The organism is Cohnella kolymensis, assembly GCF_000829465.1.
Classification (GTDB): Bacteria; Bacillota; Bacilli; order Paenibacillales; family Paenibacillaceae; genus Cohnella; species Cohnella kolymensis.
This window is the reverse complement of sequence record NZ_JXAL01000034.1, coordinates 138,532-156,340: the sequence shown is the minus strand read 5'-3', so window position 1 is coordinate 156,340 and position 17,809 is coordinate 138,532. Positions and strand designations below refer to the sequence as shown.

Annotated in this window: 19 protein-coding genes and 2 pseudogenes; 5 read left to right on the top strand and 16 right to left on the bottom strand. The window is 45.7% G+C overall.

Translation table 11 applies throughout. From position 1 onward, the window contains the following. Positions 1 to 101: 101 nt before the first annotated feature. The 4 genes and pseudogenes from SD71_RS25325 to SD71_RS25310 all read right to left on the bottom strand — a co-directional run bounded on the left by SD71_RS25325 (position 102) and on the right by SD71_RS25310 (position 3,482). A complete protein-coding gene (locus SD71_RS25325; protein WP_235427325.1) occupies positions 102 to 485 on the bottom strand; it encodes a VOC family protein in 384 nt (127 codons plus the stop codon). 78 nt (positions 486 to 563) lie between these two features. Further along, positions 564 to 1,268: pseudogene (locus SD71_RS25320) on the bottom strand (NYN domain-containing protein); the annotation flags it as partial. Between the two features lie 1,436 nt (positions 1,269 to 2,704). Beyond that, positions 2,705 to 3,145: a hypothetical protein gene (locus SD71_RS25315; protein WP_235427311.1), complete on the bottom strand. Its 441-nt coding sequence runs from the start codon at positions 3,143 to 3,145 to the stop codon at positions 2,705 to 2,707. Continuing rightward, positions 3,075 to 3,482: a class I SAM-dependent methyltransferase gene (locus SD71_RS25310; RefSeq protein ID WP_235427309.1), complete on the bottom strand. Its 408-nt coding sequence runs from the start codon at positions 3,480 to 3,482 to the stop codon at positions 3,075 to 3,077. The genes SD71_RS25315 and SD71_RS25310 overlap by 71 nt, the downstream gene beginning before the upstream one ends. A 463-nt stretch (positions 3,483 to 3,945) precedes the next feature. Here SD71_RS25310 and SD71_RS21515 point away from each other — a divergent pair, with 463 nt between their 5' ends. Then, entirely contained in the window at positions 3,946 to 4,317 is a 372-nt protein-coding gene (locus tag SD71_RS21515) for a hypothetical protein (RefSeq protein ID WP_041067926.1), read from the top strand. Position 4,318: 1 nt separating this feature from the next. Next, the gene (locus tag SD71_RS24110) at positions 4,319 to 4,492 is read left to right on the top strand and encodes a hypothetical protein (RefSeq protein WP_161793431.1); all 174 of its coding nucleotides are present in this window, start codon (positions 4,319 to 4,321) and stop codon (positions 4,490 to 4,492) included. 483 nt (positions 4,493 to 4,975) lie between these two features. Here SD71_RS24110 and SD71_RS21510 read toward each other — a convergent pair whose 3' ends face one another. Both SD71_RS21510 and SD71_RS21505 read right to left on the bottom strand, forming a co-directional pair. Next, complete coding sequence (locus SD71_RS21510; RefSeq protein WP_041067923.1) at positions 4,976 to 5,437, bottom strand: SDR family oxidoreductase; 462 nt, start codon at positions 5,435 to 5,437, stop codon at positions 4,976 to 4,978. Positions 5,438 to 5,453: 16 nt separating this feature from the next. After that, positions 5,454 to 6,581 (bottom strand): YheC/YheD family endospore coat-associated protein, encoded by a 1,128-nt coding sequence (locus SD71_RS21505; protein WP_052476514.1) that lies wholly within the window; start codon positions 6,579 to 6,581, stop codon positions 5,454 to 5,456. Positions 6,582 to 6,698: 117 nt separating this feature from the next. Between SD71_RS21505 and SD71_RS21500 the strand changes: the two genes are divergently transcribed. Further along, positions 6,699 to 7,301, top strand: a complete 603-nt coding sequence (locus tag SD71_RS21500; RefSeq protein WP_041067920.1) for a YheC/YheD family protein — start codon at positions 6,699 to 6,701, stop codon at positions 7,299 to 7,301. Positions 7,302 to 7,320: 19 nt separating this feature from the next. Here SD71_RS21500 and SD71_RS21495 read toward each other — a convergent pair. The 9 genes and pseudogenes from SD71_RS21495 to SD71_RS21465 all read right to left on the bottom strand — a co-directional run bounded on the left by SD71_RS21495 (position 7,321) and on the right by SD71_RS21465 (position 15,683). After that, positions 7,321 to 8,799: pseudogene (locus tag SD71_RS21495) on the bottom strand (protein adenylyltransferase SelO). 60 nt (positions 8,800 to 8,859) lie between these two features. Continuing rightward, positions 8,860 to 9,288: a dihydrofolate reductase family protein gene (locus SD71_RS21490; protein WP_052476513.1), complete on the bottom strand. Its 429-nt coding sequence runs from the start codon at positions 9,286 to 9,288 to the stop codon at positions 8,860 to 8,862. Between the two features lie 11 nt (positions 9,289 to 9,299). Continuing rightward, the gene (locus tag SD71_RS21485; RefSeq protein WP_041067917.1) at positions 9,300 to 9,782 is read right to left on the bottom strand and encodes an SRPBCC family protein; all 483 of its coding nucleotides are present in this window, start codon (positions 9,780 to 9,782) and stop codon (positions 9,300 to 9,302) included. A gap of 161 nt (positions 9,783 to 9,943) precedes the next feature. Further along, on the bottom strand, positions 9,944 to 12,139 hold the full coding sequence (locus tag SD71_RS21480) for a S8 family serine peptidase (RefSeq protein ID WP_041067915.1): 2,196 nt from the start codon (positions 12,137 to 12,139) through the stop codon (positions 9,944 to 9,946). Between the two features lie 242 nt (positions 12,140 to 12,381). Further along, positions 12,382 to 12,645: a hypothetical protein gene (locus SD71_RS25305; RefSeq protein WP_235427308.1), complete on the bottom strand. Its 264-nt coding sequence runs from the start codon at positions 12,643 to 12,645 to the stop codon at positions 12,382 to 12,384. Further along, on the bottom strand, positions 12,608 to 13,015 hold the full coding sequence (locus SD71_RS25300; RefSeq protein WP_235427324.1) for a Gfo/Idh/MocA family protein: 408 nt from the start codon (positions 13,013 to 13,015) through the stop codon (positions 12,608 to 12,610). The genes SD71_RS25305 and SD71_RS25300 overlap by 38 nt, the downstream gene beginning before the upstream one ends. After that, positions 12,990 to 13,295 (bottom strand): Gfo/Idh/MocA family oxidoreductase, encoded by a 306-nt coding sequence (locus SD71_RS25295; RefSeq protein ID WP_052476511.1) that lies wholly within the window; start codon positions 13,293 to 13,295, stop codon positions 12,990 to 12,992. The genes SD71_RS25300 and SD71_RS25295 overlap by 26 nt, the downstream gene beginning before the upstream one ends. Before the next feature lie 15 nt (positions 13,296 to 13,310). Continuing rightward, a complete protein-coding gene (locus SD71_RS21470) occupies positions 13,311 to 14,105 on the bottom strand; it encodes a helix-turn-helix transcriptional regulator (protein WP_041068104.1) in 795 nt (264 codons plus the stop codon). Positions 14,106 to 14,147: 42 nt separating this feature from the next. After that, a complete protein-coding gene (locus tag SD71_RS21465; RefSeq protein WP_407637563.1) occupies positions 14,148 to 15,683 on the bottom strand; it encodes a carboxypeptidase M32 in 1,536 nt (511 codons plus the stop codon). A gap of 287 nt (positions 15,684 to 15,970) precedes the next feature. On the opposite strand from SD71_RS21465, the gene trhO reads away from it, so the two are divergent. Together trhO and SD71_RS21455 are read left to right on the top strand one after the other, a co-directional pair. Continuing rightward, complete coding sequence (gene trhO, locus SD71_RS21460) at positions 15,971 to 16,879, top strand: oxygen-dependent tRNA uridine(34) hydroxylase TrhO (RefSeq protein ID WP_407637562.1); 909 nt, start codon at positions 15,971 to 15,973, stop codon at positions 16,877 to 16,879. Between the two features lie 21 nt (positions 16,880 to 16,900). Then, complete coding sequence (locus SD71_RS21455; RefSeq protein ID WP_041067911.1) at positions 16,901 to 17,539, top strand: helix-turn-helix transcriptional regulator; 639 nt, start codon at positions 16,901 to 16,903, stop codon at positions 17,537 to 17,539. Here the strand turns inward: SD71_RS21455 and SD71_RS21450 are convergent. Next, positions 17,509 to 17,808, bottom strand: a complete 300-nt coding sequence (locus tag SD71_RS21450) for a nitroreductase family protein (protein ID WP_082034402.1) — start codon at positions 17,806 to 17,808, stop codon at positions 17,509 to 17,511. The two genes, SD71_RS21455 and SD71_RS21450, sit on opposite strands and share 31 nt — an antisense overlap. Position 17,809: the final 1 nt, after the last annotated feature.

Here is a 17,809-nt window from a genome sequence, read left to right as displayed (position 1 = left end):
TCTCCTCCATTACCTCTTTTGTCTAATCAGACATTCATCATTAGGAAAATGTTGCAATGGAATAAAAAAAGATGCTATTACAGCATCTCATCGTCGATTTCTTATAACGGTTCCAGTTCACGATGTAATGGTTTGATACACTCTACTCTGTTGCCAAATGGATCTCTGAATTCAAATCTCTCGTATCCTGGAATAGGTACTGATTCAAGTATTTCTATACCATTCTCTATTAGAAGTTTTTGAATGGCTTTTACGTCCGTTACTTCATAAGCTAAGTGTGCTTTAGTTCGTAATCGATCTACTCCATCTTCTGTTCCAATATGTAATTGTTGATTTCCGACTTGAACCCATAAACCGCCTCTGCCGAGCAATGATACTGGTTTGGCAATCTCCGTCAACTGCAAAAGCCCACAATAGAAATCTCGCGCCTCTGCCTCTTTTCCTTTAGGTATAGTGATTTGAGCATGATGAAATCCAATAATCATACCAATTCTCCTTTTCCATTTTATTTCGGTTTTTTTCTTTTTCGTACATATAAGAGTTTTTTTTGAATTACCTGTTTCTCGCTCTTGAATGTCAAATTGTTTCATACTTTTTATAAGAAGTGTCAACTTCTGATATCCATAATTTCTTGAATCGAAATCGGGTTTCTTTTTAATAATTATATTTCCAACTTTTGAAAGAGAGGCCCACCCATTTTCATCAGCATCATCAATAGACGTTGAGATTAAGTTAATAATATCTTTGTTTAGTTTATCTGTTGGTTCCTTCTTCTTTAATATTGGTTGAAGATTCGGCTGGTTATTCTGTTCTTCCTGAGAAGCAGATACATGTAATATTTCGAAGTAAGTGAACTTGTCGCAAGCAGCTATAAAAGGATGAGGAGTCTTCCTTTCACCAAAGCCAAACACTGTCATCCCAGCTTCGCGGAGTCTGGTTGCTAATCTGGTAAAATCACTATCGCTAGATAATAGGCAAAAGCCTTCTACTTTTTGTGAATACAAAATGTCCATCGCATCAATGATCATTGCTGAGTCCGTTGAATTCTTGCCAGCTGTATAACTGTATTGTTGAATTGGTGTAATGGCATTCTTAAGGAGAAGAGACTTCCAGCCTGAAACTGTAGGCTTCGTCCAATCGGCATAAATTCTTTTTATCGTGGGAGTTCCATATTTTGCAATTTCCTCTAATACTCCTTTTATATTTTTGTAAGGAACATTATCTGCGTCTATTAGAACAGCAAGCCTGAGTTCGTTGTTCTCCGACATCCATCTCATCCTCCAAATATAATCCGTGGTGATTATCAAATACAGTAATGGCGCAAAACGTTCATATATTCACGGCGCCCCACCTAAAAACTAATTCAATATCTAAGCTTAATTTCCTTTTCTTGACCTGATGTTAAACTGACAAAGTTCAACAAAAAGGTCGCAATGCATGCGACCATGTGAAATGACGATTTTAATCAGCACTGCAGCAAGTGCTCATAACGTTTTTTTTATTCACGAACCCGAGAACCTTAAGCCCCAACGGTAGGCGCGCCGCGATTAGGTTCGCAGGGCTAGTCCCCGTGGATCAGCAGTTTTGAAATGCCCCGCGCGGACCGAGGGACGGATTGCAAGATGCGTGAAAACGGTGTTATCGGAAGTTCCCACTCCTTACTACCTCAGATCTTTAATCCAATCATTTATAAAGTTCTGGGTACTTGCGATTTCTAGGAAATTACTAATTGAGTATTGTGATCTGTAGCTCACGGACATTTCTTTCTAAGGTTTTTTAGTGACTGCACCTATTGATCCGAATGTCCAAATAAATGCCATTAAAAAAATAATCTTAGGGTCATCATGATATATCATTAATGCTAGGACTAAGACTATTCCTGCAAATACTTGTAGCTCAGATAATATACGTCTTATAATCTAGGAATAAGAAATAGAAGGATGCAAGCTAGAAAAATAAATGGTTCTTCAGCCATAATAACCTTCATGTAATCATCTCTTTAAAAAACACTCGGCAATTTCACCAAACGTTCTGTGTATTCACGAAACCGAAAACCTTAAGCCCCAACAGGCGGCCGAAGCGCGGTTGGGTTCGCAGGGTTGCCGGCCTGCGCTCACTCGTCGCAAATGCTGAGGGCCGAATGGCCCAATGCGTGAATAGGTTGTTAGATGAAGTGACTACCTCTTTGAATTGCTTACAAAATAGGTTCTAGCCGTCTTTCCAATATGAGTAGCCTCCACCTGAGGTGGAGACTACTAAAAATTGTCCTGGTCCTTGAAGTTGCCATCCTTCATACCACGAACTGTCATGAAACAAATCAAGAAACACCTCCCCTTCAAATGCCACAGAAAGATCTGAAATAATGTATTACGTCTTTTATTGTGTTACCGAGTAGAGTCTTTTCAAATTCTAAAAATGCCTTGTCCTTTTTGTCCTCTATTTCTGTTTCTGTTTGTCCGACAATTACTCTATTTGCCTTCCTTAATCTCCAAGGGCACTCAATAGTTAAATGTCTTTCCAAGAATAAGTATTGGATACATTCGATTTATCTCAGTAATTTTCTGTCCAATTATTGGAGAAAAATTTACGCTGCTTGTGCTTCTTTGCATGATGTCACCTTCTCTCTTTCAACATATTCAGCCATCTCATCTAACGTTATGCGAGAATACGATGTTAGATGGAGTCAATGACATCGGTGAACAGCTTACACATATCTTAATACAACTACTGAAAACCTATGTGGTACATTTAATACTTCTTCAAGGTTCTCTAGGCTCTTCATTAGTTCATTAGTGATCTTTATTTTTATATGGTTAGAAGCATTTGTCATCCATGAAACAGATCTAATTTTTCCACACCATTCTTCGTGTGTGAACTGAAGATAATAATCATATTGCCACTCATCTATCACTTGAAATGAATTTTCTTCCCATTCATCAAACCAATTAACGGGAAACCCGTTTCTACGTTCCTTCACCTCAGCATTTGAGCCAGCCGGTTTTAGTTCAATATTATTATCTGTTAACACAGAGAATGTTAGCTGTGCTACTTCAGAATTTGGAATAAATATTGAGTTAATAACAATTAGGTACCCCTTGTGTTCTAAATATTTTTTTAATATTCTGAATTGTTCTGTTTCGTTCAAACCAATGCCAAGATCTCACCGCAGTGAAAACTGGATAAGTGTCGTTCAATGTAAATTCTTCTGCCTTTGCTTGAAAATACTTATTCGAACTGATACCAGATAAATGATCAAGCCTCAGTGCTTCTTTGATTAATTCCGAAGAAGGTTCTATTCCGATAACATTGGCACCCTGTATTGCTAAATCCCTGCTAAATATCCCACTTCCGGAACCAAGATCAATTACATTTAAACCATAAAAATTAATACCCCTATCCTTCAATTGATCAAAAAGTATTACTGGTAAATGATCACGGTACTTTGCATAATCATCGGATACATTCCCAAAATTAATGGTCATTATTATCACCTCTAAAGTGAGATTACAACAATAACCAATTGAGGTAAAAACGAATTTAATTAATCATAAGAATAATGATTTTCTATCTGGCTCTGCATTGATTTCATCTAATGTCTCTTGTATTAAATTTACTATATTGCTGTTCTGAAAACTCATTGAAGATACAATTCTTTATTATTGATGCCAAGCATACGCTATTGTATCTAGCAAAAGGGTGGTGTATGTGTAATGAAGAAAGAACAAAGACTATATGAGCTATTAACAGAAGAAGAGTATAAGGAATATACAGAACTTAGGAGAAAATTAAATAAAGCAAAAAAATAACTTAGAGGCTGATTCCTATTACACACAAGCAAAAGACATATTAAATAATGCGATTCAGCGAAAAAACAAAGAGTCATGATCCTATCTATTTATTTCCACCTCTCTTATGCTATAATACAGGAAACAAAGGATGTGCTTCATGATTGAATTTGCATGGTTGCTACTCTCAATTTTTTTAGGATCGATCGGTGGATATCTAAATATATTATTGAGCAATGAAGGGTATTTAAAACCATACAAATTTAAAGACAAAGACGGTAGAGAAAGAACTTCCCGAGGGTCTCAAAGAGAAATTATTCTCGGTGCAGCGGCTGGTTGTATTTCTTGTGTAATTGCAATATCCACTTCAGAGCCTACTATATGGACCATTATCCTGTATTCCTTACTGGCAGGAATAAGTGGTGGTTCATATCTTAATAAACTGGTTGAGAGAAATACTCAAGCTAGAATCAATGAATATAATAAACAGTTAGATGAAGCAGAAGAAAAAATTAGTGAAAGGGGAAATTAATATGCTTGGAATCGGATTGAAGGAAAAAAGAGAAGCCATTCATATTGAAACTCCAATTACTTTGACCAAGAGTAAAATGAATACCTATCGTGCCTTACGCAAGAAGTTAAATCTTGCAAAGTCAGTTCAAGAGGCAGATGCAATTTATGAAGAAATCAGGAAGCTATTAAAATAAGAGCCAATTGGCTCTTTTTTATTTTTACGGTGTTTTGTCACTGATTGACGGGTCATCTCAAGGTGGTCACAGAGTTCACATAATGCTTTAATATCGGCAGCCTTTATAAGCCTTGGACTATGCCCAATCATCGGTTTTCTCCGTCACATATCATGATCCCAATAGAGGGGACGATCGATGAGTAAAAAGAGCGCTGAATTGAATCATATAGCCGCCGCTCTTGCCTTAATCGGAACAGGTATATTACTATTGGAACTGCTTTCAGGTTTAAGGCCACATCAATTGAGGTCAAAAGGTTTCGGTGATCTCGGTTACTCTTTTATCGTCCCATCCAATTATGTTTAGATAAGCGGTCAGGAAACTTATGATAAAAAACTTGATCAATATGATTTTTTTCATGACGTTCCCCTCCTATCTTTACTTTGAATATTTTAAATAAAAATGACGGCCAATTTGGCCGTCATTTTACTAGCTTGTACCGGTTTAGTCCATGATTGAGCCGCAGGTCAGGTTCGCGATCGTACCGGTCATCGCGCTGGCCCGATCGGAGGCCATGAAGACGGCTGCATTGGCAACCTCATTCAGTGTTGGGAGACGTCCAAGTACGGTGCCGTTTTCCATGAACATCTTCACGGCATCAGCTTCCCCAGCCCACGTCTCCGGAATGGCGTCGGATCGCAGACAGACGACGCGGATCCCCTGCGGACCAAGCTCGCCCGCCAAGCTGCGGGACAGTCCTTCAATGGCCGCGCATGCTGTAGCGAAGCCTCCAGTCAGATGGTATTTGCGATCACGGGACAGTCCGGCCGAGGATGCAGAAAGAGTAAGAATGACGCCAGATCTATGTCGCACCATGTGTCTGGCTGCTGCCGTCGCTGTAAGGAAGTGCGTTGTGACGCCTGCTCCTGCCCCATAGATGACAGCGTTCTTGTCCTTGAGCAGCATATGTACTCCTCCTCCTTCATGTTTGCGCTTTTTTTTCGCTGCTTTTGATTGATAATAACCCTAATATATAGCGTAAAGGTGACGAAACAGCTTTGCGGTAAAGATTCATTCGATCCATTTGCTTGAAAATTTGGCGGCCGGGCATGCCATTGACCTCAATCAGCCACACCTTTCCTCTTGTATCTATACCAATGTCCAGACCCATCTCTACCATTTGACCGCAGTGCTTCTCAATAGTTCGGCCAACCCGATAAGCCAGTTTAAGAAAACGTTGGCGGATACGCTTCGAGCGCTTCTTGCCAAATCTTGAATATAAGAGCTGTACAGGCTTCCCTATTCCACCGCCGTGTAAATTCGAAGTTGGGCTGTTCTTTGCGCCTACACGCATACCGTAACCCGTAACCGACCATTCCCCGTTTTCAGTTTTTTGCAGCAATAACCGCATATCCGTAACCCGATTTTCAACAAGACTGAGATCAAGCCCTTGTTGGACCAAGTAGGCATGACCCAGCGTAATCTTTTGGATACGAGCAAGTAATTCCTCCAGGCTGGTCACCCGGCTATATGACTGGACACGGTGTAAATCCCTTGCATACAATGAGTATCCCTTTCGTTTGTGAGTAATCTTTATAATTCCACGCCCCCCTGTTTCATGCAGAGGCTTCATGTAGACCGTCTCGTACCTCTTGATCATCTGCCGCAAGGTTTTGGATGAATATAGCCGTGTTGTCGGCAGATTCTTTACGACCGTCGGTTTTGCTTTAAGAATCTGATACACGTTCCATTTGTCAGGAAGACAGGAGTTGACTATACGGAACGCCGGATTCTGCCGGATTTCTTGGTACTTTTGGAGCTCATCGAATGATTTGCGGTATGGGAGGTACCGGTCCAGAATGAGATTCGGATTTGTAAATGTATCCTCCTGATAAGTTAAGGTTATAGGGTCGGGGATGAAGCCCCGAATACTGCCGTCAGACAACTCTACATCATCGGGCGAAAACAGAAACAGCTGCGCTCCCAAAGCGGCAGCCGCTATCGCAAGGTCTTGAAAAAACACCGGCGTATCGAACTTAAGTTCTTTACGTGCAGTTAAAACCCCGATGGTCGGACGTTCACTCGGTGAAACGGTTTCGGATTCTTTCACAGTACCACTACCTTATGAGATCCATTTGATACAAGCAAAATATTCTTGTTGATCAAAGTTGGACACCTGCAAATACACTTTCATATGTTTGACGAGATCATGGATTGAGGTGCTTGCATGAAGAAGACTTCAGGCATCATGACATCTCAACTGGGTTCCCTCAGACGGTTTTGCCCTTATGTGAGAGCTGCCGAAATCGAAGGCTTTGACAAGGTCTTTGTTTTCACTCCAGATCACGTAGATTTACGAAGCCGTCGAATAAATACACAAACAAATAGAGGCGGTAAATGGGTGCCTGCGGCAGCAGTCTACCCGTCCCTCGTCTACGACATCGGTTATTACAGAAACATCCGCAATTTTAGAAAAGCTGAAAAATTCAAGTCCACATCAGGTGTCCCTTTTGCAAGTGATTGGCTGGGAAACAAGTGGGTCGTACATCAAGCATTAAAGGCTTCTCCAACTCTTTCGCCCTACCTAATAGATACGCGCCCTTTATTAAGTGACACTGATATATCCGCAATGATCTCCGAATACGACAATGAAATGAAAGAAGGTATTGAGCGAGTCGGGCACGTCGGCATCTATTGCGCAGATGAGAAGTTTCTCCACGCCTGCAGAGCGGAAGGAGTTACCATAATGGATTTATCACATCCGCGATGGGGTCCCTTTTATATGCATGCCTGCAGAATTGTATCCGACGACGAACCCCGTGAACATTAGATGGTCCAATGCTTCTAGATCAAGTACCGCAAAAGGTTCGGAAAGGACGGGACGATGGCGCCGGAAGTACGGCGTAATCTGCTTGTTCTGGGGAATGCGCGTAGGGGCTCGAAACGAACATGAAGAAGCCGCTCCATCACGCTGTAGTCTCCTTCTTTTACCGCTGCTTCTAGTGCCTCTTCCACCCGGTGGTTGCGGGGGATTACAGCCGGATTGCTGTTCCTCATCAACTCATGCGAGGAGGCTTTCGGCTCCTGCTGCCTGCCTAGTCTCTCCTGCCACCGCTCATGCCACTGAGCAAATTCCGTGCTGCCGTAAAGGTCCGTATCCTCGGGCTTATCGAAAGTTAATGCGCGGAAGGTATTGGTGTAATCCGCACGATACTTCTGCATCATACTGAGCAGGTCTTCGATAAAGGATTCATCCTGCGGCTCCTCGTTCAAGATTCCGAGCTTCTCCCTCATTCCCGCGAGCCAATTACGGTGATATAACTCGGTAAAATCAGATATCGCATCCTCGGCCAGTTTCACAGCCTGTTCCTCGTTGTCGTGCAGCAGCGGCAATAGTGTTTCAGCGAATCTCGCGAGATTCCACGCGGCAATATGCGGCTGATTGCCATAGGCATAGCGGCGGCTTTGAATGTCAATCGAACTGAATACCGTTGCCGGATCATAGACATCCATGAAGGCGCAAGGACCGTAATCAATCGTTTCTCCGCTAAGGGCCATATTGTCGGTGTTCATCACGCCATGAATAAAGCCAACGAGCTGCCATTTGGCAATCAGTACGGCCTGACGCTTGATCACTTCCCTAAGTAGGACAAGATAGCGGTTCTCAACAGCGTCAATTTCTGGAAAATGTCTGTGCAATGTGTAATCCGCCAGAGCCCGGAGATCTTCAATAGTGCCCCAATTTGCAGCATATTGAAAAGTGCCGACGCGCAGATGACTGGCAGCCACACGTGTCAGAACCGCACCAGGCAGCTCCGTCTCACGCATTACTGACTGACCGGTAGCCACCACTGCCAGACTGCGTGTGGTAGGAATACCGAGCGCATGCATGGCTTCGCTGATGATGTATTCGCGCAGCATCGGCCCGAGTGCCGCTCGACCATCTCCTCCGCGGGAGTATGGCGTTCTGCCTGAACCTTTAAGCTGAATATCAACCCGCTCACCTTGGGGAGTGATCTGCTCTCCAAGCAGCAGAGCCCGTCCGTCCCCTAACATGGTAAAATGACCGAATTGATGCCCCGCGTAAGCTTGAGCGAGAGGCAAAGCGCCTTCGGCAATCCGGTTGCCGGCAAGCACCTCTATGCCATCATGCTTTGCAGAGCTTGGACGTGCAGTCCCAGGGATGCTGCCAACCGTTCATTAAGAATGATCAACTTCGGTGAGCGTACAGGGGTCGGGTCCAGCTTCGTAAAAAGTGATTTCGGCAGACGTGCATAACTGTTGTCGAAGTTCCATCCTGTTTCAATTGTTGCCTGTTCCTCTGTCATCGTAATCTCCTTTATTTGTTTCTTTGTTTTTTCTATTACATTAAACAAAAATCATAGCCATTATACGGACATCTCCGATCGACGATATCTCTCGTAGTGCAGAGCAACCACACCGTTCCCGAATCGCTTGCAGTCGAGCAACTCCAAGCGGCAGGCCGTCCCGGCATCATGAAAAAGCTTGTCCCCTCTTGCGGCGATAACCGGATGAATAAGCAACCTCAGCTCGTCGAACAGCTCATGCCGTATGAATGATTGCCATGTTCGCACGCCGCTCTCCACCGAAATCTTCTTGCCATCCCTTTGCTTGCGAGCTTTCACTTCACGCGACAAGGAGTCGCTGTCCCGCACGATGATCTGCCTTGAATTTCGCCAGTCAAGCTCCAACTCCTTGTTCGTCAGCACCACTTTCTCGATCTCGTTGATTCTTGCTGCGAAGGTACGTTCGAGAGCTGTCGTCAAGTGATACCTGTAAATAACATTTCGGGTCATAGTACCTTCCTTCATTCGTTATTATTTATGTGGGCGTCAGGATATTTATCCGAAACAAGATTCAAGATGATGTTGTGCTCGAGAAGCGCCTTAAGCCCGCAGAGCACGATCGTAAATCCTTCCGTTGAATCTATGGCTTGCTTTACGATGTCGTCCCCATCTCCCTGAAACCCTGAGTTCGTCACCGTGACGTAAGTTTCGTGATCTGCTCGCGGAGTAAAAATCCATTCGACAGTGGTGTAGCCATATGACGCCTCCCATTCTATGAGTATTCGCTTGTTTTCCTCGATTTCTTTTACGTTAACGTTGGTGGATACACCGTACATCTCCCAATCCCACCGGACAGACTTTCCAGGTTCTAATCTTCCGCTGCTTTTGGTGAACCAGAACCTTGTAGTGACCGCAGGTTCGATAAAAGCTTCAAAAACCTCTTCAACCGGTTTGCGAATAAGCATTTCTGCCTTTGCAGCCGGTATATGATTAAAGGTCGTCATCGCAAAATTCTCCTTTCGTTAAACGCAAGTTCTTCAAATATAACATGTCTCATATGTTAGGATTTCTTATTAACTGCGATTTTACGATCGAATGCGATAATGTGGACAACAAAAACCTTGCGATCGCATTCATCGCAAGGTTTTTGTTCTGTCAGTGAGTCTTAACGATTGTAATCGATAACGTACAGGTACGGAACCCGGATATCACCGGCATCGGACTTAACCATGATGTATCCGCGGATCAGTTGAGGAGTGCCGCCTTGCCCCGGGGATTGAACTCCACGGTTCACCACTGTTACGGTAATATCGGTACTTGAGCCTTTGTCAATGTCAACACTATTCTGGCTCAGTTGTATATTAGCGTCAGCTTGCAATTCATAATTTTGTGCATCCTCTGTCGGATTCTTTAAAGAGAAAGTCATTTGATAGGTTTGGTTTCCTACAGGTCTGACTAAGCCGAAGCTGAGCGATGATGGGAAAGCCATTGCCGGCGGGTTCATAGCACGGGTGAGATTAATGATTCCTGCCCCTACTTTCAGTGGGTCCTTTACATCTCCTCCAAGAACGCTACCTGCAGCATCGTGCGCTGTCGCCATGAGTGCTGCTTTTACCTCTGCCGGTCCCCATCCCAGGTTTTGTGCACGGCTGTTTGCAAGAAGTATCGCGGCAGAACCCGCCACATGAGGCGCAGCCATAGAAGTACCTTGGAAGAGTTCAAAACCGCCGCCCACGACGGACGAATAAATATTCACCCCTGGTGCGGCAACGTCAGGCTTCAGCGTATAGTTTGGCGTCGGACCCCAAGACGTAAAGTCTGCAGCCAGATTCGATTGCTCCACCGTCTCGCTCGGTGGATACGTGATCGATACTTTATGATCTTGGGTATCGTTCAGTTCACTCAAGGTCACACCGGCAGCTTTGCCGATCATTACGGCCGGAATCGTTACTCCGTCAGTAGACATCGGGATCGGATTGCTGTCTACGTTCTGATAGAGTATAGCCGCAGTTGCGCCAGCCGCTGCAGCGTTACTAATTTTTTGCGAAAACGTGCATGATCCACGTTGGATAAGAGCAATTTTTCCTTCAAGCGGCTTACCGGAAATTGCGGAGCAAGCCAGTTTGTCGCCGCCGGCGAAATTGGACCATACAGCGAATTCACCGGTTAACGGTCCGGTCACTTTACCGTTACCGTCGCCCGTAGTGGCCATTGTACGACCTTCCGCCCCCAGGGCGGGATTTTCTAAAAAGATGGCAAAGGTATGGCCGTTTGTCGTTGCAGCTACGGTGATCACATTGTCTGAGGTACCGGGAGATCCGACTGTGTAGTTGCCTGGGCCTTCGTTGCCTGCTGAGATTACGACCACAACGCCTGCATCCACTGCTGCGTTGACGGTCATATCAAGCAGACTGGCACCCTTATGCGGTGTTCCGCCAAGGCTCAAGTTCAGAACGTCCATTCCGTCGGCCACTGCTTCTTCAACGGCCTTCGCAATAAAGAGGCTCTTCGCATCCTCGACATGGCCAGGGAAGACGTTATAGTTACCCAGATAAGCCCCCGGAGCCACACCGCTTAACGGAGAATTGCCCAGTGTCGGCATCGTTCCGGCTTTACCGGCAATGGTTCCTGATACGTGGCTGCCATGGCTCTCAATAGCTTGAGCGGTTTGCCGCGGTTCCTGATGAAACACTTTCGCAACGATTACCTTATTGGAAGTGAATCTCTCATCGCCTTTAGGGAATCCTTCGGGCATCGCCATTCCGTCATTCGGCTGCAAGAATGGGTGGGTGTTATCAATACCGCTGTCAATCACCCCGACCTTCATTCCGGCACCAGCGTTTGCTTGGCCGCCAAGAACGTCCCACAAGCCTTGTGCTTCGATTAAGCCTGTGCTGCTGCTCATTGCCTTATGATAAGTCTCACTATAACCGCTGTCCGCTGCGCCCGGACCCGACTTGATATCTTTCAGAGAGGCGCCGTTCAGCTTCAAGCCGAGACCGTTATAAGTCACACTATACTCGGTGACTACCTCTACCTGTGGAAGATGCTTTGCGAGCCACTTGATGTAGTTTTCCCTCTGGGCTTGCAAGCGGTTACCATATTTCTTAGCAGATGGGGAGTTTAGCTCTAGCTTCTGTCCCTTAGCGGGTTTTGTTTGTTCATAACCGCTGACTGTTCCGTCATAGGAAGCGATCGGCGCGTCGGAAAAACGCACATAAGCATATTCACTATCCTGTTGGTCAACGGTTAAGCTGTCATCCGTTACTTTCACCATGCCCTGAACAGGATTGACTGCTGCTAAAAGGAGCATCAAGGAAAATAGAATGCTGATCATATTCCGGCGTTTAAGTAAATTCATTTGTATCCCTCCATGGACATATTAATCTTGCTGACTAAAGACCGGCCTCCTTTATGAACGATGTGAACTGCTTGGGTTTTACATGTATTTTCCATTCGACCCAAAGCTATTAGATTCCTTCATCCGGCAGTCAGATCGACAAAAGATGTTAAAAATCTAATATAAAAGACAAAAATCCCTCTGCTGTCACAGCAGAAGGACTTGGCGGTTCTCGATTGATATTCATGATGTTGTCGAGCTTTTCATGCATTTCGTATATTATCTAGTTCAACCTTGCATCCTGAACGATGAGATTCAGCTGCCGCCTCGTTAATCAGAGTCAGCAGTACTGCGTCTCGCTTCCCTATGGAAGGTTGATAGCCTTCTTCGATTGCCGAAGCCCACTGTTCCATCGGCATAGAGAGCCGTTCCGGCAGCTTCACTTCTTCCCACTCACCGCCTGCCGGCTTTTGACGGACACGCCCGTCTTCAATTAGAATGCTGGCTTTCGTTCCGTGAAGTTCCATCAGAAACAGGCCGACACCTGATGTAAATGCCGAGCGCACCGGATTCATACTCTACGACTGCGAGAGCATGAACATCTACGTTGTAACCTTCCGGGATGACGAAATGCGCGGATACGGATTTCGCTTTACCGCCCAACCGGTTGCTCAAATATATGGGATGGGCTCCTAAGTCGATAAACGCCCCGCCGCCGCAAGTAACAGGATCATAAAAATGCTCGGGGAGCCAGCCCCTTGGGTCTTTGTTTGTAGACACGGAACCGTTGTGAGCCACCCGACAACGAACGGTGTTAAGCCTGCCTAGCATTCCTTGATCGATCGCCGCTTGAGCGTACAAATAATAGGGTTCAACCAGACGAGGAAGTGAGATCATCAGCTGCACATTGTTTCTTTTGACAGCCTCGTAAATCTACAATGACATCTTTGTGCATGTTGGTAGGCGTAGTAACGATAACTCCATCAATGGTCGGGTCCGCCAGAAGCCGTTCCAAATCCGGCTCGAAGCCGACACCGAGATCTTTGGCCCATGCTGCGCCCCGCTCGGGTTGTTCGTCCCAAATTCGCACAATCTGGATGTTCGGATTTTGCTGCGCTTCCTTCATATAGTCAATCCAATGAACATGCCATTTGCTTAGCAATGCAACGGATATCATGGAATACCTCCCGTCTTATCGATTGCTATATTGCATCTTCCGTTTGAGGAAATTGTTCATCAGTAAGGGCAGAGAAATCAGAATCGGAGGGTCGTCCGGTCGAGGTTCGTGGAGAGTGACTTGCTGATGCGGGACGGTGGAGTAAGGTTCGACGATGATGGGCTCTTTCGAGCGGGTGCGTAAGGTTGCGTGCGGAAGCAGCACATCTAAGGCATTCATTTCCCAAGACACTGATGTGGCCATCAAATAATAAGTGCCTGGTTTAACACCTGTGAAACAGAAATCGCCCAAGCAAGAAAGCAGCGTTCCATGCAAGGGAAGTCCTTCCGGAATCGGCTTGGCGAACAATCCGATGAGAATGACGCCTTCGAATGGAACTTCCGCTTGGACGGTTCCTTCTATTCTGGCGTGGCGAGTTGAAGTCGGTATTTCTCTCGGCCAATCATCAAGCTTTTGCAGTGAACGCAAATGATTGTCGGCTTGGAGTGCTGAATCCCGAAACTCGGAGGGAGACACCCCTACCCGTTCGGTGAAACGGGTGGTGAACGTTCCGAGACTTTGTTGTCCGATTTCAAGTCCGATATCGCGAACGTTCCAATTGGTACGCAGGAGAAAATCCTTCGCTTTTTGCAATCTAAGGGAAGAAACATAATAGAGCGGCGGCAGACCGATTCTTTCTTTGAAAATTCGCGTGAAGTGGTAAGGGCTGTAGGCGACATGATCGGCCAATCGGGCAAGAGGAAGAGGATCGTAAATATGTTTATGAATATAGGCGATCACTTCGTCAATTTCGGAATACCGCTCCGTCATCATTCCACAGCACCTTCCTTCCGCACATGCTTCATTAGGAACTCAGTCCTGCAGACGATAAACGTCAGAATACTTTTCTTGCAAATACCGGACGAGATACTCCGGATTTAACGGCTCGCCGGTGACGCGCTCAATCAGATCCGACGGCAAATACACACTGCCATGCGTGTGAATCTGCTCCCGAAGCCATTCGCGGATCGTTGCAAATTCTCCTCGACGTATGATGTCGTAGAAATCCGGGAACTGCTTCAGAATCGTGTTGCGAAGCTGCGCCGAATACAGATTTCCCAGCGAGTACGTAGGGAAATAGCCGAATGCCCCATATGACCAATGGACATCCTGCAGGACGCCTGACGAATCCGATGGAGGTTCGACACCGAGATACTCGCGCATCTTTTCGTTCCACAGCTTCGGTAAATCCTTCACTTCAACTGTGCCGTCCACCAAACCTTTTTCAATTTCGTAGCGAATCATGACATGCAGGTTATAAGTCACTTCGTCTGCTTCGACACGGATAAACGATGGCGAGACGATATTCACCGACCTGTAAAAATCGCGCAGCGAGACGTTATCGAATTTGCCCGGAAAAAAGCTCTTGTAGTCGTCCAGGTATCGCTCCCAGAACGCCTCGCTCCGGCCTACCATATTCTCGAGGAACCGGGATTGGGATTCATGGATGCCCAGAGATACTCCCCCGCTGATAACAGACCCTTCGTAGTCTGGATTTACGCCCTGTTCGTATATCGCATGGCCTGCTTCGTGTATCGTGGCGAACAGCGAGCTTTTCGGATCGTTGTCAAAATACCGTGTCGTAATTCGCACATCTCCAACATTTATTGTGCATGCGAAAGGATGAGCCGTGACGTCGAGCCGACCGGCATCCAAATCGTAACCCAGCAGCGGGAGCAGGAATAAGTTAAACTTCTCCTGTTGAACCACGTCAAAACTGCCTTCGAACACATCGCGGGGCTGATCCGAAGAATTACGGATTCGCTGCAGCAATTTCACCGTCTTGGCCCGTAAGGTGGAGAAAATTCCATCAAGCTGTTCTACAGTCAATCCGGGTTCGTAATTGTCCAGTAACGCATCGTAAGGATGCTTTTCATATCCATAAAGCTCTGCATATTGGCGAATAAAATTCACGGTTCGCTCCAGCGTCGGCCGGAATTTCTCGAAATTGTTGTCTTTCCGCGCTTCTTCCCACACGTTGCGTGCGTTGGCGGTATGGATTGTGAACTCTTTATGTAAGGTTTCCGGGATTTTCTTGTTTTTATCGTATTCGCGTTTATGCTCACGAACTGCGGCTTTGGTCGGTTCATCCAATTGCCCTTGAATCTCCGGCTGTGAGAGCGCATCCAACAAACGCCGCATCTGATCCGACGTTCCGAGCCGGAACAGTTCGGTGGAAAGCGTACCGCGAACCTTTGAAAAATAAGCTTTTCCTTTTGACGGCGCTTTGACTTGCTGGTCCCAGCCTGCCAAGCTGAGCATATCGGAATAATGCGTCATCGTCTCGTCGAGATCTTTGAATTGCTTTAGAATCGTTTGCAAATTTTCGAGCTGGTCGATTTTGGACACGGTCATCATCCTTTTCTATTTTTTTTCTAATTCTATCATAACGGAAAGCGAAAAGAGAGACGACCCCCATTCATGTGAGATCGTCCCTCGTAACCAATCAATTTTATGTTCGGATCTGGGCGTTTCAGCTGCTCACACTTTTTAAACAAATATATTGACTAAGTAGACTTAACACGCTAAAATACAACTTACGTAAGTAAGTTAGCAGTGCCCTCTGTGGCGGAAGAAAAAGGCGTCCCCTTTTTCTTCCGCTGTTCTTTGTTCTAAACCATAACGAAAGGTGAACTATGATGAACAACGAATATCGAATTTTACTTTTTTACAAATATATCGAAATACCCGATCCTGAAGCTTTCACCGCCGAACACCTGCAATTTTGCAAGGATCTTGGAGTTAAAGGACGAATTTTGATCGCCTCCGAAGGCATTAACGGTACACTGTCGGGAACAGTCGAGCAAACGGAAGAGTACATGAAACATATGCATTCCAATCCTCTGTTCTCGGATCTGTTCTTTAAAATCGATGAATCCGATCGTCATGCCTTTAAGAAGATTTTTGTGCGTCACAAGGAAGAACTGGTCACGCTCCGTTACGACAAAAAGCTCGATCCCAATGTGGATGGCGGCAAACGATTGCAGCCAAAAGAGTTTTATGAGTATCTGCAAAGGGACGATGTGATTGTTCTTGACGGCAGAAGCGATTATGAATACGCGCTCGGCCATTTTAGAAATGCGGTTAAACCTGATGTGGAGACTTTTCGCGAATTTCCGGAATGGATACGGGAGAACTTGGCGGAGTTGAAAGATAAACCTATTCTCACGTACTGCACCGGCGGGATCCGATGCGAAATGTTAACCTCTGTTCTGCAAAAGGAAGGATTTAAAGACGTTTATCAGTTGGATGGCGGAATTGTAACCTACGGAAAAGATTCTGAGGTGCAAGGACGAGGTTTCGACGGCAACTGTTACGTGTTCGACGAACGTATTTCCGTTCGGATCAATCAGACCGATGAACACGTTGTTGTGGGCAAATGCCATCATTGCGGGGAAGCAACGGACCGTTACATTAATTGCGCGGATGATACTTGTCATCTTCAGCATTTGGTCTGCGAAGAATGTGAGACGACCCGCCGCGGATATTGTTCGACGGCTTGTGAGGAGCATGACCTTGCAGCGGCCGCTTCCGGCAAAAATTAAGGCGTCAGGCGGTGGTCTACAATGAAGTCTGACTTAGATCTGTCTACCCGCGAAAAAATTGTGCAGATGTTAAAAACAACCGGCCCTCTAACCGCGAAAGAAATAACGGAACCGCTTGGAATTACAGGTATGGCGGTGCGGCGGCATATCATCAAGCTGGAGCAAGATCTTCTCATTGAATCCACCACACTCCGTAAGCCGATGGGACGGCCGGTTGCGGTGTACAGATTGACTAAGCAAGCGCAAGATCTATTCCCGACAAGATACGGTTCGGTAGCCCTCGACCTTCTGGGTGAACTTGAACTTGAATCAGGATCAGTCGTGGTGAACGGTTTGTTCGACCGTCGAAAGGATTCCCTTGTCAGAAGGTATCAAGGCAGAATGCAAGGGAAGGATCTTGAGGCTAAAGTCGCGGTTCTTACGGAAATTCAAAATGAAAATGGCTACATGGCAGCTTTTGAAAAGGTTGATGATGAGGAGTATGTGCTGACAGAAAATAACTGCCCTATTCTTCAGATCGCCGATAAATATAACCATGCCTGCAGTTGTGAGTTAAAGCTGTTCGAAACCTTGTTGGGCGCCGACGTTAAACGTACCGATTGTTTGGCCGAAGGCGGCGGTAAATGTATCTACAGGATAAAAGCAGCCGGCATCAATTGATGCCGGCTGCTTTTTATTTGGATTTTTTTAACGACGTCTTCCATATCGCACGCCACCATAATCACGACCGGCGCGGATGTTACCTGCTTTTGACCGTAGGCGGCCTGCTGCAAGCGTTCCTTCATCTGCTTGTCCGTGGCAATGTGGAATCTCCATGGCTGTAAATTCCAAGCACTCGGGGCAAGACCGGCTAAGCGGATGATTTCAGTAATCTGATCCTTATGAATGCTCTCTTGCACAAACTGCCTTATGCTGTGACGTGCCTCGATT